The organism is Aeromonas sp. 604176 (genome assembly GCF_049170755.1).
Taxonomy (GTDB): domain Bacteria; phylum Pseudomonadota; class Gammaproteobacteria; order Enterobacterales; family Aeromonadaceae; genus Aeromonas; species Aeromonas veronii_A.
In genome coordinates this window covers 25,768-40,801 of sequence record NZ_JAAKNE010000031.1, presented here as the reverse complement: position 1 = coordinate 40,801, position 15,034 = coordinate 25,768, and the positions used below count along the sequence as shown (strand labels likewise).

Here is a 15,034-nt window from a genome sequence, read left to right as displayed (position 1 = left end):
TATCGCGGCGTGGTGGCGCAGGTGCCGTTCGTCGATGTGGTCACCACCATGCTGGACGAGTCCATTCCCCTCACCACCGGGGAGTATGACGAGTGGGGCAACCCGAACCAGAAGCGCTACTACGACTACATGAAGAGCTACAGCCCCTACGATCAGGTCAAGGCGCAAGCCTACCCCAACCTGCTGGTCACCACCGGGCTGCACGACTCGCAAGTGCAGTATTGGGAGCCCGCCAAGTGGGTCGCCAAGCTGCGCGAACTGAAGACAGATGATAACAAGTTGTTACTGAACACCGACATGGACGCCGGCCACGGCGGCAAGTCGGGCCGCTTCAAAGCCTACGAGGATATCGCGCTGGAATACGCCTTTATCCTGGATCTGGCCACCCCGGCCAACTGATCCATTATGACCTCGGCCCTTGTCATTCAAGGGCCGCATAAGAATCCTCTCGCAGTTTTTCCCTCTTCCATTTCCCTCCATATCAAATTAATCTTCGGCAAGAAAATGAATGATCGAGGTCATGTTTCTCAAGATTAAACTCCGTGATTTTGCCATTTCGTTTGATTTATGTTGGGTGAATGTGCTTAATCGGAGTGCTTGCAACTTTTTATTTGGCCCCTCAGGGGCCAATTTATCTTCGACCGACAGGAGGTCGGTAGCCTCACCACAGGATGAGGGTGACCGCCGGAAAAGGGGGCAATCAACTCCCCCGCTTTCGCGCAACGAGAAGAGCGGGCAAGCCCGGCGCAGAACGGGATTGCCATCAATTTATCCGGGGATCGGATAAACAAAATCAAAGAAAAGGGAGAAAAAATGAAAGGATTAACTTTGGCATGCGCCCTGTCGGCGGCTCTGGTCGGTGTCTCATTCGGTGGTCCGGTACAAGCGCAGGAGCGCTTCGTGACCATAGGCACCGGCGGTCAGACCGGCGTCTACTATGTCGCTGGCCAGTCCATCTGCCGCTTCCTCAATCGCGGCGCCGCCGATCACCAGATCAAGTGCAACGCCCCGGCCAGTGGCGGTGGTGTTGCCAACGTCAACGGCATCCGCAGCGGTGAATTCAACTTCGGCATCATGCAATCCGACCACCAGTTCAAGGCTATGAAGGGGCTGCCACCGTTCCAGGCCGAAGGGGCCATGGACGATATGCGCGCCGTCTTCTCCCTGCAGAGCGAGGTGTTCACCATCCTGGCTCGCCGCGATGCCAAGATCGCCAGCTTCGACGACCTGAAAGGCAAGCGCGTCAACATCGGCAACCCGGGCTCCGGCCAGCGTGACACCATGGAAGAGATCATGGCGGTCAAAGGCTGGAAGAAGGGTGACTTCGGTCTGGTCTCCGAGCTGAAGCCGGCCGAACAGGCCTCCGCCCTCGGTGACAACAACATCGACGCCATGAGCTACTTCGTGGGTCACCCGAACGGGGCCATTCAGGAAGCCTCCACCACCACAGATGCGGTACTGGTACCTGTTACCGGCGCCGACATCGACAAGCTGCTGGCCGAGAAGAGCTACTACAGCAAGGCCGAGATCCCGGGCGGCATCTACAAGGGCAGCGACAAGCCGACCCCCTCCATCGGTGGCAAAGCGGTGCTCTCCACCAGCGCCAAAACCGATCCGGAAGTGGTCTATCAGCTGGTCAAGTCGGTGTTCGACAACCTGGATCGCTTCAAGCGCCTGCACCCTGCCTTTGCCGACCTGAAAGAGGCCGACATGATCAAGGTGGGTCTCTCTGCACCGCTGCATGAAGGGGCTGCCCGCTACTACAAAGAGCGCGGCTGGCTCTGATTGAAGGCCCCGGGGCCTTTGTCACTCTCTTCGACACCCGTCTGCCGCCTGATTGCGGGGGCGGGTGTCGCTCTTGTTGTACTCGTTGGCACAAGTTAACCCTATGCAAGATAAACAACTCTCTACCGAGGAACTGATCGCCCAGGATGTGGGCGCTCGCCTGCCGCTGGGCCCGCTGGGCTGGATCATCACCACGCTGGCACTGGCCTGGTCGCTGTTCCAGCTCTGGATCGCCTCGCCACTCCCCTTCATGGTGGGGTTTGGCGTACTCAATGACACCGAAACCCGCTCCATTCACCTCACCTTTGCCCTGTTGCTGGCTTTTCTGGTGTTCCCGGCGTTTCGCTCCTCGCCGCGGGATCGGGTCCCCCTCGGTGATATCGCCCTCGGTCTGATCGCCGCAGGCGCCGCGTCTTACCTGTTCGTGATGTATGAAGCGCTGGCGCTGCGTCCCGGCACCCTCACCACCGCCGATCTGGTGACCGCCTGCATCGGCATTCCGCTGCTGCTGGAAGCGGCGCGCCGCGCCCTGGGGCCAGCACTGGCGGTCATCGCCATCGTCTTTCTGATCTACAGCCTGGCGGGCCCCTGGATGCCGGGACTGCTTGCACATCGCGGGGTAGGTTTCACCGCGCTGGCCAACCACCAGTGGATCACCACCGAAGGGGTGTTCGGCATTGCCCTTGGCGTCTCCACCAGCTTCGTGTTCCTGTTCGTGCTGTTTGGCGCCCTGCTGGAGCGTGCCGGTGCCGGTCACTACTTTATCCAGCTCGCCTTCAGCCTGCTCGGTCACCTGCGCGGCGGCCCGGCCAAGGCAGCAGTGGTCGCCTCCGGCCTGACCGGTCTGATTTCCGGCTCGTCGATTGCCAACGTGGTGACCACCGGCACCTTCACCATCCCGATGATGAAGAAGGTGGGCTTCAGTTCAGAGAAAGCGGGGGCGGTGGAAGTGGCCTCCTCGGTCAACGGTCAGATCATGCCACCTGTGATGGGGGCTGCGGCTTTCCTGATGGTCGAATACGTGGGCATCCCCTATGTGGAGATCATCAAGCACGCCTTCCTGCCTGCCACCATCTCCTACATAGCGCTGCTCTACATCGTCCATCTGGAGGCCCTGAAACTGGGCATGCAGCCCATCGGCAACCATCAACCCAAACCCTGGCTGCGTCGCCTGACCGGTTTTGCCTTTGGCGCAGCCCTCATCAGCGGCCTGTCACTGGCGGTCTACTATGGCCTCGGCTGGCTCAAACCTGCTCTGGGTGACTACGCCCTGCCGGGGATCTCGGTACTGCTGGCTGCCGCCTATGTGGCCCTGCTGAAGATCGCTGCCAGCAATGAACCGCTGCCTGCTGAAGATCCCGACAAGCCGCTCACCGAGTTGCCCAACACCCGCGCCGTGCTGCTCTCCGGCCTGCACTTCCTGCTGCCGGTGGTGGTACTGGTGTGGTGCCTGATGGTGGAACGCCTCTCGCCGGGGCTGTCGGCCTTCTGGGGGACCGTGATGCTGGTGATCATCCTGCTGACCCAGCGCCCGCTGCTCAACTGGCTGCGCAAGGACGGCAAGCACGACTACGGCACCGTCGCTGACGGCGTGGTGGATCTGCGGGAAGGGCTGGTCGCCGGTGCCCGCAACATGATCGGTATCGGCATTGCCACCGCCACCGCGGGGATTATCGTGGGTGCGGTCTCCCAGACCGGGGTCGGTCTGGTGCTGGCGGATCTGGTGGAGTTCCTCTCCATGGGCAACCTGCTGCTGATGCTGCTGCTCACCGCCCTGTTGAGCCTGATCCTCGGCATGGGGCTGCCCACCACTGCCAACTACATAGTGGTGTCCAGCCTGCTGGCACCAGTGGTGGTGACGCTGGGGCAGCAAAACGGGCTGATCGTGCCGCTTATCGCAGTGCACCTGTTCGTATTCTACTTCGGCATCATGGCGGATGTGACGCCGCCGGTGGGACTGGCCTCCTTCGCGGCAGCGGCTGTCTCCAAGGGCGACCCCATCAAGACCGGGATCACGGCGTTTTACTACAGCCTGCGTACCGCAGCGCTGCCGTTCCTGTTTATCTTCAACACCGATCTGCTGCTGATCGACGTGGACTTCGCCCACGGGGTGCTGATCTTCATCGTGGCGACCATCGCCATGCTGATCTTCGCCGCCGCCACTCAGGGCTGGTTCCTGGTGAAGAGCCGCTGGTACGAGAGCGTGCTGCTGTTGCTGGTCGCCTTTACCCTGTTCCGCCCGGGTTTCTGGATGGACATGGTGCACGACCCCTATCGCGAGACCCCGCCTGCCCAGCTGGCCCAAACCATGGGTGAAGTGGAGGCGGAGAGCACCCTGCGGCTGCGGATCCTCGGTGAAGATGCAGTGGGCAAGCCACGCAAGTTCACCCTGCTGGTCGCCGTACCGGATGGGGCAAATGGCGAAGAGCGGCTGGCCAATCTGGGGCTGAGCCTCTATGAGCAGGATGGCAAGACGCTGATCGACAACGTCGCCTTTGGCAGCCCGGCCGCCACCATGGGGCTGGAGTTCGATCAGGAGATCCTCACCGTCAAGGCGCCCACCGATCGCTGGCGCAAGGAGTGGATGTGGATCCCGGGCTTCCTGCTGTTCGGGGTGATCGTCTGGCTGCAGCGTCGCCGCAGCGTCAAGGCCGGTTAATCCGCCAGGCAAATAAGACAGAGGGCCGCGATTGCGGCCCTCTTTTTATGGATATCGATCTCGCTGCAGCGGCGATCAGTGACCCGCCAGCTTCATATTCTCTACCAGCACCGAGCCGGTCTTGAGACTGGAGCGCTCATCCTCGTCACTACCCACCGCCACGATATGACTGAACATCTCGGTCAGATTGCCGGCGATGGTGATCTCCTCGACCGGATAGGCTATTTCGCCATTCTCGACCCAGAAACCGGCAGCGCCGCGGGAGTAGTCGCCATTGACGATATTGACCCCCTGCCCCATCAGCTCGGTCACCAGCAGACCGGTACCCATCTCTTTCAGCATGCCCTGAAAATCCTGGCCGGTATTGGAGACCTGCCAGTTGTGGATGCCACCGGCATGACCCGTAGTGGTCAGCCCCAGCTTGCGCGCAGAGTAGGAGGTAAGCAGCCAGCTCATCAGCTCGCCGTTACGGATGATATCCATGTCGCGGGTACGCACCCCTTCGCCATCGAACGGGGTACTGGCGAGCCCCCCCAGCAGGTGGGGGAACTCCTGAATGGTGAGCCACTCTGGCAGGATCTGCTTGCCCAATTTGTCGAGCAGGAAGCTCGACTTGCGATAGAGGTTGCCACCGCTGATGGCCATCACCAGATGGCCCCACAGGCCGGAGGCAGTATCGGGGTGGAACAGCACAGGGGCATGGCGGGTAGAAATCTTGCGGGCGCCGAGACGGGAGACGGTACGCTCCACCGCCTCGTCGGCGATGCGCTGCGCGCTCCAGAGCCCGTCGAGGGAACGGCTGGAGGAGTAGCCGTAATCCCGCTGCATGTCGCCATCCTGCTCGCCGATCAGCACGCAGCTAAGGGAGTTACGCGACGCCGCGTAGCCTTTGACGAAGCCGTGGCTGTTACCATAGACCTTGATGCCAAGATGGCTGGAGAAACCGGCACCGTCGGAGTGCTTGATACGGACATCGCGACCCAGAGCGAGTCGTTCGCACTCGATGGCCAGATCGATGCCGCGCTGGGGATCCAGCTCGATTTGGTGACACAGTTGCAGGTCGGGGGCATCCCAGGCCAGCAGCTCGGCGTCCGCCAGACCGGCGCAATCATCCGCCGAGGTGTGGCGGGCAATCTCGATGGCCGCTTCAACGGCGGCACGAATGGCGGGTTTGCTCAGATCGGTGGTCGAGGAAGATCCCTTGCAACCAGCGCGATAGACGGCGATGCCGAGGGCGCCATCCTTATTGAATTCAATGCTTTCCAGTTCACAACCCCGGGTGTTCACCGACAACCCGGTCTGCTTGCTGATGGAGACTTCGGCCAGCGAGGCGCCCAGTCCTTTGGCTATCTCCAGGGCTTCGGCAACCACGGCCTCGAGATGGGCTTGATCCTGGCGGATTTGGTCTTGCTGATCCATAACTCACATCTGTATGAAAGAAGGAAAGGGGGGTAAGCATATCAGACCCCTGCGCCCAGCGGGAGAAGCTGGTAACATATCCGCCAAACGTGAATGACAGGAATCAAGAGACCGATGAGTCAATATCAAGACGACAACGAGTTCGAAGACTGGGGCCCCAGCAAGAGCCAGCTCAAGCGCGATGCCGAAGCATTGCAGAAAATGGGGGAAGAGATCGTCTCCCTCAGCCACAGCGAGCTGGAAAAAATCCCGTTGGATGAAGAGCTTGCAGAAGCTGTCGAGCTGGGTCGCAAACTCAAGCCGAAGAAGGATGAGTCCTTCCGTCGCCATCTGCAGTTCATCGGCCGCCTGATGCGCAGCCGCGATATCGAGCCGATTGCCGAAGCGCTCTCCATCATCAAGAACCGTCACTCCACCGTGAATGCGCGCCTGCATCGCCTGGAGCAGTGGCGCGAGCGCCTGATCACCGAAGGTGACAGCGCCCTCAACGAGCTGATGTCCCAGTTCCACGAACTGGATCGCCAGAAGCTGCGCCAGCTGATCCGCTCCGCCAACAAGGAGCGGGAGCTGAACAAGCCGCCGGTCGCCTACCGCGAGATGTACCAGTATCTGCGCGGCGAGATCGAAGACCTGCTGTGATCCCCGAAACACGCCTCCCCTCGGGGAGGCGTGTTTATCTTGATGCCTTTTCCCCTACCCCCTCCCTGTGCGTTTAATATATCCACCACTCTGGTGTTCTTGGCATACATCCCTATCCGTTTTTCCCAGTAAAATCGGCACTAAAGAACCATTCAAAACTATGGCATTAACAATCTTGCATCATTTTGTTTGACATATTGAACAGCCTTGGCAGACTGGGGAGAGGATCCAGGCTGTCGCTGCCGAGGCTGACCGACGATTCGATTCTGCCACCCGGTAAGACGCGGGATCCCATGACCATACCTTGAGGCATGCCCTTGCCCAGCCGATGTGCAAGGGTCTGCCCAAGGTGCAGGATGAGACTTCAACGCCAGGGATAATCAGGGTGTTCTATGCCAAATTCCATACTCGTCACCAACCGTAAACCCGTCGTGCTGATGACCATGGGGGCCCAGCCCCGCAACGGCCACGCCTATCAGGTAATGACCCACAAATACATCATGCCGCTGGTCGAGATCAGTGGCTGTGTCCCGCTGCTGGTGCCCACCTGCTGTGGCACCGCCGATCTGGAGCAGTATCTGGATCTGGCTGACGGCATCTATCTGAGCGGCGCCGGCTCCAACATCGATCCGGCGCTTTACGGACAGGAGAACCTCACCCCGGAGAAACAGCAGGACAGGGATCGCGACCTGTTCGATCTGCCCCTCATTAAGGGAGCCCTCGCCCGTGGCTTGCCGATCCTCGGGATCTGTCGCGGCATGCAGGAGATCAACGTGGCACTGGGCGGCGATATCCACCAGAAGGTCTACACCGAACCGGGTTATGACGATCATCGGGAAGATGCCGACGATCCGGTCGACGAACAGTATGGGCCAAGCCATCAGATTGAGCTGCTGCCGGGCAGCTGGTTTGCCGAACTGATGGGGGCTGAACAGATACCGGTCAACTCCCTGCATGGACAGGGGCTAAACCGTCTTGGTGATGGCCTAGAGCCGCTGGCCCATGCCGAAGATGGACTGATCGAGGCCATCCATGCCCCTACCCTCTCCCCTTTCCTGCTGGCAGTACAGTGGCACCCGGAGTGGAAAGCCAGCGAGAATCCCCACTCCATCAAGATCTTCCAGGCCTTTGGTGACGCCTGCCGACGCCGTCAGAGAGATAATCGTTAACGCTTATTCACCAAATCCTCGCGCCTTGAGCTTGGGCAATCCGCCCCGCTCGGGGCGCAGGGTACGGCAAATATCCATCCCCTTGAGCCCACGCTGGATATGGTCAGGCGAATGGCCAAACACCATGCCGTTGCTGCGGTAGAGGTTGTTGTCATCCAGCTCGAACTTCTCGCCGCCGATCAGCAACTGCTCGCGGCCATTGACCGTATCACCCCGTTTGATGGGCACCTTCATATCGCTCAGCACCTCGCCGGTGGCACACCCCTCGCGCCAGCGCGCCTCGCTGGAGAAGGGGGTAATAGCTATTTCACGCCAGGAGCCATCCCGGAATTCGACCCGATACTTCTCGACCAGCAGATCGCAGCCAGCCAGTGGCAACAGGGCCATCAAACAGATGATTTTCTTTGAAAATTTCACTCAATCGCACTCCTTTGCCCGGTTCTGCACAGGATAAATAAATTGCTGCCCCAACGCACCATTTCCCCGTGCCGGAACGGCTATGCTGGAAATAAAACCATCACAAGGGGCCGTCATGTTCAGCGACAACCTCACTGCGCTACCCACACTGATATGGATCCGCGAACACCCGTTCTGGACCCTGCTCACACTCTCTCTGATGCTGCTCCACTTCTGGCGCCGCCCCGGGCAACGACGGGAGCTGCTCTCCGAGCTCAGCTTCGTGATGATAAGCACTGTCGTGATCCTGCTGATCCAGTTGGAAGGGGGCTGGTTCAAACTGCCGCTGCCCCATCAATTGCTGATCGAGATCTCCACCCTGCTGGCGGGCCTGATATTGGTAAAAGTGTGGGGGATACTGCTGTTCGAATTTCTTCTGCCCCTCTGCCAGATCAGCATCCCGCGGATCATCGCCGACATCGTCATCACCATCGGCTATATCGGCTGGGGTCTGTTTCGCCTCTACGCCTCCGGCATGGCGCTCGGGGAGATAGTCACCACCTCGGCGGTGATCACCGCGGTCATCGCCTTCGCCATGCAGGATACTTTGGGCAATCTGCTGGCCGGGGTCTCCATTCAGCTCGACAACTCCATCGCCATCGGGGACTGGCTGCAAGTGGACACCACCCAGGGCCGGGTAGTGGAGATCAACTGGCGTGCCACCACCATCGAGACCCGCAACTGGGAAACTGTGGTCATCCCCAACAGTCATCTGCTCAAACAGCGCTTCACCGTGCTCGGGCGTCGCCGTGGCGAGCCGCTGCAGTGGCGACGCTGGGTCTGGTTCGATCTGACCCTGGATACCCTGCCGACCCAGATCATCGCCCTGATCGAGAAATCCCTGCGAGAGACCAAGCTCCCCTGCGTCGCCAAGCATCCGCAACCGGATTGCCTGCTGATGAATGTCGAGGGGGGGATTGCCCGTTATGCGGTGCGCTACTGGCTGACCGATCTGGCTCGCGACGATCCGACCGACTCCATGGTACGCAGCCTGATCGATGCCGCCCTGCGTCGCAACGATCGCCGTCTTACCCCACCGATCTTCAATGTCTTTATGGCCAAGGAGAAGCAGCACCTGGATGCCCGCCACAAGCGCCACACCGCCGAACGAACCGATACCCTGCGCAAGCTGCCGCTGTTTGCCATGTTGCAGGAGGATGAGCTGATCAGACTGGCGGACCAGGTGAAGTTTGCCCCCTTCGTCAGCGGCGACATCATGCTGGAGCAGGGAGATGTCTCCAGCTGGCTGTTCGTGCTGGTCAAAGGGGAAGCCGAGATGGTGGTCAATGTCGAGGGGCGAGAGCTGAAGCTTGGTACGCTCAACGCGGGAGACTTTTTTGGCGAACTGAGCCTGCTCACCGGCGAGCCCAGCTCCTTCACGGTACGGGCGGTGGCCACCGTCGAAACCTATCGCATCAATCAGGCAATGTTTCAGGAGCTGGTGATGCAGCGTGAGGCGCTGGTCGAGCCCCTCTACCGGGTGCTGAGCGACCGCCAGCAGGAGCAGCGGGCGCTGCTGGAACGAGAGGCGGAGTCAATGAAACGGCCACCACAACAGCTTGATCTGCTTGATAAACTGATGAAGCTGTTCGGCGGCAGATGACGTAGCATGGCATCTTGTTGAGGACGTGAAGAGAGAACAGCAGCCATGTTACTGACAACCCTGGCCCTTGCCGCCAGCCTGCAATTTGATTGTCCTGCCACCATCGAGGCTCGCCAGCAGCTGCTGACCCCGCAGCAGGGCTGGCAGGCCGTGACCCGCAACGACAACGGCAAACCTGGCGAGCGCCTCACCCATCGGCTGGATCGTCTCTCCCTGTTTGACGGAAATCCCGATGAGCGGGTCCAGCTCAAACCGGATAATGGCGACAGCGACGAGATCCACTACTGGAGCCAGCTCGATGGCAGTCTGCGCCCGCTCTATCTGGTCTGCCGCTATCAGGACAGCGCCATCACCCTGCAGCAGGCGCTGCCCGTCGGCATCAGCTACTGCCGCGTCAACCAGCGCGATCGCTACACCCTGCTCGGCTTGGTTTGTCGCAAATAGCGGCGTAACCCCTTGCCATATATCGCGATTCGATGACAGCCATTACCGCCTGAGCCGGGCCACCCGCCAGCGCCATCAGAGCAGCAGCTCGGCCAGCTCCTCCAGTGCCGTCAGCTCCACGTCCGGCAACAGTTGCAGCTGTTGCCACGGTTGCTGCCGCTCGTTGAGCCAGGCGGCGCGAAAGCCGTGCAAACGAGCCCCCAGCACATCGGTCTCGGGATGATCCCCCACATGGAGGATCCGCTCTGCTGGCAGCTTGAGGGCACTGCGGGTCTGCTCAAACATATCCGGCGCCGGTTTCATTCTGGCGCCCGCCCCCGCCTTGCAGACAAGTGTGAAGTAGCGATCCAGCCCAGCCTGAACCAGATCCAGATTGCCGTTGGTGATCACCACCAGCGGGTAGCGTTCGGCTAGTCTGGCCAGCAGCTGATGAGTGGACTCGCTCACCTCGATCTTCGAGCGCTCTGCCAGAAACGCAGCAAACACCTGCTCCGCCTCGCGGCTGGCCTGCTGGTCGGCCATCCCCCCCTCAACCATGGCGGTACGGATGGTCTGCTGGCGCGCCAGGCTGACATCGTGGCGCAGCTCGGGCCGTGCCATCAACACGGCGCGTTTTAACTCCAGCCAGCGTGGCTTGTCGAGCATGGCGGTAGCCAGATATTCGCTGCGCAGATGGCTCAGCATCCACTGCTCGGCGCGCACGATGGCGGGGCCGTTGTCATAGAGGGTGTCATCGAGGTCAAACGAGATGGCAGCAATCGGCTGCCAGCGGCGATAGAAGTGCATGGACTCTCCTCTGCATCGCGGGCTCAGGGCCCGTTATTCATCGTCCCGCGCATCCGGGTCACGCTTGGCCCTGGGGTGGGCACTGTCGTAGACCTTGGCCAGATGCTGGAAGTCGAGGTGGGTATAGATCTGGGTGGTGGAGAGATCGGCATGCCCCAGCAGTTCCTGCACCGCCCGCAGATCGCCGGAGGACTCCAGCATATGGGTGGCAAAGCTGTGGCGCAGTTTGTGGGGATGGACATGGGCGTTGAGCGCCTGCTTGTTGCCCCAGCCATCGAGGCGGGCTTGCACCGAGCGGGCCGACAGCCGCTGCTTGCGGCTGGAGACAAACAGCGCCTCGCTCTCGTCCCCGGCCAGCAGCGGGCGCACCTTGAGCCACTTCTGCAGCCACTCGACCGCCATCCGGCCGATGGGCAGCACCCGCTCCCGCGAGCCCTTGCCGGTCACCTTGAGCTGGCGGTCGTCGAGCTTAAGATCCACCAGATTGATCCCCACCAGCTCGGCCAGACGCAGCCCTGAGGAGTACATCAGCTCCATGATGGCGCGATCCCGCACCGCCAGCGGATCCTGTTCATCGGTAATGTTGAGCAGCTGGTGCATCTCGTCCACATCGAGGTTTTTCGGCAGCGGCCGCCCCTGTTTGGGGGTGACGATGCCGCGAGCCGGATTGGCGGTCAGCCGACCCTGCCGCACCTGCCAGTCGCAAAAGCTGCGCAGGGCAGAAACCTTGGTGGAAAGGGAACGAGGAGCAAGGCCCGCCTTGTGCATCCGGGTCACCAGAGTGCGCACCTGACTCGCCTCGAGCCGACCCCAGTCAGCCAGACCCAGCGTTACCAGCTCGGCGGTCATCGCCTCCAGATGGGCTTGATAGTTATTGCGGGTATGAGGGCTGAGCTGACGCTCGACCCTCAGGTATTCGATAAAGGCCGCCAGCTCTTCCGCCAGTGCCGCGGGCAATGGCGGTGCGACGACGGGTGCTTTGGCAGGCCCCTTGGCGGGTGTTCTAGCCATGAGTCAACTCGGGCAGACGCAGTTGCAGCAGGCGCCCCAGTTGGCCCAGCAGCAGGGTGTCGTTGTGGGGAGTAAAGTGGCCGGGATCCGAGCTGGCGAAGGCCAGCACACCGAGATCGCCGAGCCGCATCAGGGCCACCGAGTTGACCAGCACATCGTGGCCAAACAGCGCCTGCTTCTCGCTCTGGCTCAGGCGGCCAAAGTAGTAATCCTGCCCCGGCAGACGCTGACCCAGCAGGGATTCGAGCTGCTTGCCCTGTGCCAGAAAGCGCTGCTCGGGCCCGCTCAGGGCAAACTTCTTGGGATTGAGCCAGAGCCGCAACCCGGTCAGGCGCAGCCGCTGTACAAAGGCCTTGCCCATCACGGCACTCACCTCGAACAGGGTCTGGCAACCGTACAGCTCGCCGTAGAGATCGGCATAGACCCGGAAGATCCGCTCGTTCTCGCTGGCGATCCCCATCAATTCGGTGATCTCCTGCTCCAGCTGTTCGATCCGCTCGCGCTGACGCTCCAGCTGGCGCTCGACCAGCGAGACCGACCCTTTGCGTTCATGGGGAATGCGGATCCGATCCAGCACGGCGGCATGGCGTTGGAAAAACTCGGGATAACGGGCCAGGTACTCCAGCACAGTGGCTTCATCCACCGATTGCTCCTGCCGTTTGAGTTCGCTCATAAATTGGTTGATCCATCAGAGAAATGGGGCTCGCTGCCCCGACATCATGGGCAAAGGGGGCCAACGCCCCCCGCACCTGAACCTTTATCGGCTAAACCTCTATCTGGCCGTCAAACACATGCTCGGCGGGGCCTGTCATATAGACCGGCTGGCCCGGCCCCTTCCAGGCGATGGTCAGCTTGCCGCCCGGCAGACTGACGGTGACCCGCTCCTTGAGCTTGCCCTGACTGATGCCAATCACCGCCGCCGCACAGGCGCCGGTACCGCAGGCGAGTGTCTCCCCCACCCCACGCTCGAACACCCGCAGCTTGATCTCGGTGGCGTTGACCATCTCCATGAAGCCGACGTTGACCCGCTCGGGAAAACGCTCGTGACGCTCCATGATGGCACCGAGCGTCTCGACGGGCGCATCGGCGACCGAAGGCACCTCGATGACGCAGTGGGGATTACCCATGGAGACCACGCCACACATCACGGTATGCTCCTGCGCCCGCAACAGATAGGTTTTCTCTGCCTTCTGGGCCCGGAACGGGATCTTGCCCGGCTCAAACTGGGGAACACCCATGTTGACCGTGACCTGATTCTCCCCCTCCAGCTGCAACACGATGCGACCCCGGGCGGTACTGACCGCGATGCGATCCCGGTTGATCAGCCCCTTGAGACGCACGAAACGGGCAAAACAGCGGGCGCCGTTGCCGCACTGCTCCACCTCGCTGCCATCGGCATTGAAAATGCGATAGTGAAAGTCGAGTTCAGGGTCATAGGGCGGCTCCACCAGCAGCAGCTGGTCAAAGCCGATCCCGAAGTGGCGATCTGCCAGCTTCTTGATGACGTCATTGCTGAAAAATACCTTCTGGGTGACGCCATCCACCACCATGAAGTCGTTGCCCAAGCCATGCATCTTGGAAAAATCTATCAACATCGTGCATTCCTGTGCTGTTAGGGCTGTAAAAATTCACCGAACCAAGGGTCGCTAAACGCCATGAAGTCGTTGTCCAAAGCCCCATGCATCCTGGAACAATCTGTCAACATCGTGCATTCCTGTGCTGTTAGGGCTGTAAAAACTCACCGTCAACCGTTATGAAATCATTGTCCCAGCCTGCGCCATCAGGGCAGCAGGTGCTCACCGCGCCAGAGATCGGCCAACTGCTCACGCTCGCGGATCAGGTGCGCCTTGGCACCATCCACCAGCACTTCGGCTGCGCGCGGACGGGTGTTGTAGTTGGATGACATGGTAAAGCCGTAGGCTCCGGCCGAACGCATCGCCAGCAGGGAGCCCTCGGCAATGGCCAGGGTGCGCTCCTTGCCGAGGAAGTCGCCGGTCTCGCACACCGGGCCCACCACGTCATAGAGCGCGGGAGCATGGCCGGCACGGCTATCCACCTCGATGATGTTCATCCAGGCGCCGTAGAGCGAAGGGCGCAGCATGTCGTTCATGCCGGCATCGATCAGCGCGAAGTTGCGGGTCTCGCCCGGCTTCAGGTACTCGACCCGGGTCAGCAGCACGCCGGCATTGGCGACGATGGCGCGGCCCGGCTCGAACAGCAGGGTCAGATCCCGGCCCGCCAGCTTCTGCTTCAGCGCTTCGGCGTACTCGGTCGGATGGGGCGGCTGCTCGGAACCGTAGTTGACCCCAAGGCCGCCCCCCACGTCCAGATGATGGATATGAATGCCTTCCGCTGCCAGACCGTCGATCAGCCGCAGCAACTTATCAGCCGCTTCCATAAAGGGATTCAATTCAGTGAGTTGCGAGCCGATATGGCAATCCACCCCGACGATCTCGATGTTCGCCATCGCGGCCGCCTTGCGATAGATGGCGGGCGCCAGCTCGATGGGAATGCCGAACTTGTTCTGCTTGAGGCCGGTGGATATATAGGGGTGAGTACCGGCATCGATATCCGGATTGACCCGCACCGAGACGCGAGCCTTCTTGCCCATGCTGCCCGCCACCCGATTGAGGCGCTCCAGCTCGGCTTCCGACTCCAGATTGAAGCAGAGGATCTCTTTATCCAGCGCGAGGCGCATCTCCGCTTCACTCTTGGCGACCCCGGAGAAGACCACTTTGGCCGGATCACCGCCCGCCGCCAGTACCCGCGACAGCTCGCCACCGGAGACGATGTCAAACCCCGAGCCCAGACGGGCCAGCAGGTTGAGCAGCGCCAGGTTAGAGTTGGCCTTCACCGCATAGCAGATCAGATGGGGAATATCGCCAGCGGCCTTGTCGAAGGCGTGCCAGTGGCGCTCGAGGGTCGCACGGGAGTAGACGTAAAGCGGGGTACCGTACTGCTCGGCAAGCTGTTGCAGCGAGGTTTGCTCGGCCTGAAGCTGGCCGTCGGCGTCGTAGTTAAAGTGATCCAAGGGGGCGGTTCCTTCCTAGAATGGGTGCGGCA

Annotated in this window: 14 protein-coding genes; 7 read left to right on the top strand and 7 right to left on the bottom strand. The window is 61.0% G+C overall.

Annotated features, from left to right (window positions below; all coding sequences use genetic code 11):
• From G5358_RS07925 to G5358_RS07915, 3 genes are all read left to right on the top strand, one after another.
• A partial coding sequence (locus tag G5358_RS07925; protein WP_421323919.1) for a prolyl oligopeptidase family serine peptidase occupies positions 1-399 on the top strand: 399 nt, incomplete at its 5' end.
• 414 nt (positions 400-813) lie between these two features.
• Complete coding sequence (locus tag G5358_RS07920; protein ID WP_005339950.1) at positions 814-1,785, top strand: TAXI family TRAP transporter solute-binding subunit; 972 nt, start codon at positions 814-816, stop codon at positions 1,783-1,785.
• A gap of 103 nt (positions 1,786-1,888) precedes the next feature.
• Positions 1,889-4,444 carry a TRAP transporter permease gene (locus G5358_RS07915; protein WP_421208897.1) on the top strand — a complete coding sequence of 852 codons (2,556 nt, stop codon included), beginning with the start codon at positions 1,889-1,891 and terminating at the stop codon, positions 4,442-4,444.
• Between the two features lie 75 nt (positions 4,445-4,519).
• Here G5358_RS07915 and pmbA read toward each other — a convergent pair whose 3' ends face one another.
• Complete coding sequence (gene pmbA / locus G5358_RS07910; RefSeq protein ID WP_421323918.1) at positions 4,520-5,863, bottom strand: metalloprotease PmbA; 1,344 nt, start codon at positions 5,861-5,863, stop codon at positions 4,520-4,522.
• 114 nt (positions 5,864-5,977) lie between these two features.
• Here pmbA and yjgA point away from each other — a divergent pair, with 114 nt between their 5' ends.
• Both yjgA and G5358_RS07900 read left to right on the top strand, forming a co-directional pair.
• Positions 5,978-6,502, top strand: a complete 525-nt coding sequence (gene yjgA / locus G5358_RS07905; RefSeq protein ID WP_005336359.1) for a ribosome biogenesis factor YjgA — start codon at positions 5,978-5,980, stop codon at positions 6,500-6,502.
• Between the two features lie 392 nt (positions 6,503-6,894).
• On the top strand, positions 6,895-7,671 hold the full coding sequence (locus tag G5358_RS07900) for a gamma-glutamyl-gamma-aminobutyrate hydrolase family protein (RefSeq protein WP_421323917.1): 777 nt from the start codon (positions 6,895-6,897) through the stop codon (positions 7,669-7,671).
• 3 nt (positions 7,672-7,674) lie between these two features.
• On the opposite strand, the gene G5358_RS07895 is transcribed toward G5358_RS07900, so the two are convergent.
• A complete protein-coding gene (locus tag G5358_RS07895) occupies positions 7,675-8,058 on the bottom strand; it encodes a hypothetical protein (protein ID WP_227343122.1) in 384 nt (127 codons plus the stop codon).
• Between the two features lie 145 nt (positions 8,059-8,203).
• On the opposite strand from G5358_RS07895, the gene G5358_RS07890 reads away from it, so the two are divergent.
• Positions 8,204-9,730 (top strand): cyclic nucleotide-binding domain-containing protein, encoded by a 1,527-nt coding sequence (locus tag G5358_RS07890; protein ID WP_421323916.1) that lies wholly within the window; start codon positions 8,204-8,206, stop codon positions 9,728-9,730.
• Between the two features lie 45 nt (positions 9,731-9,775).
• The gene (locus G5358_RS07885) at positions 9,776-10,174 is read left to right on the top strand and encodes an STY0301 family protein (RefSeq protein WP_421244873.1); all 399 of its coding nucleotides are present in this window, start codon (positions 9,776-9,778) and stop codon (positions 10,172-10,174) included.
• Between the two features lie 75 nt (positions 10,175-10,249).
• Here the strand turns inward: G5358_RS07885 and G5358_RS07880 are convergent, their stop codons facing one another.
• The 5 genes from G5358_RS07880 to lysA form a co-directional block, all read right to left on the bottom strand.
• On the bottom strand, positions 10,250-10,960 hold the full coding sequence (locus G5358_RS07880; RefSeq protein ID WP_421244874.1) for an HAD-IA family hydrolase: 711 nt from the start codon (positions 10,958-10,960) through the stop codon (positions 10,250-10,252).
• A 33-nt stretch (positions 10,961-10,993) separates the two neighbouring features.
• On the bottom strand, positions 10,994-11,971 hold the full coding sequence (gene xerC / locus G5358_RS07875) for a tyrosine recombinase XerC (RefSeq protein ID WP_421244875.1): 978 nt from the start codon (positions 11,969-11,971) through the stop codon (positions 10,994-10,996).
• Positions 11,964-12,644, bottom strand: a complete 681-nt coding sequence (locus G5358_RS07870) for a DUF484 family protein (protein ID WP_005336370.1) — start codon at positions 12,642-12,644, stop codon at positions 11,964-11,966. The genes xerC and G5358_RS07870 overlap by 8 nt, the downstream gene beginning before the upstream one ends.
• 91 nt (positions 12,645-12,735) lie before the next feature.
• Entirely contained in the window at positions 12,736-13,566 is an 831-nt protein-coding gene (dapF, locus tag G5358_RS07865) for a diaminopimelate epimerase (protein WP_182969924.1), read from the bottom strand.
• A gap of 185 nt (positions 13,567-13,751) precedes the next feature.
• A complete protein-coding gene (lysA, locus tag G5358_RS07860; protein ID WP_421323915.1) occupies positions 13,752-15,002 on the bottom strand; it encodes a diaminopimelate decarboxylase in 1,251 nt (416 codons plus the stop codon).
• Between the last annotated feature and the right edge of the window lie 32 nt (positions 15,003-15,034).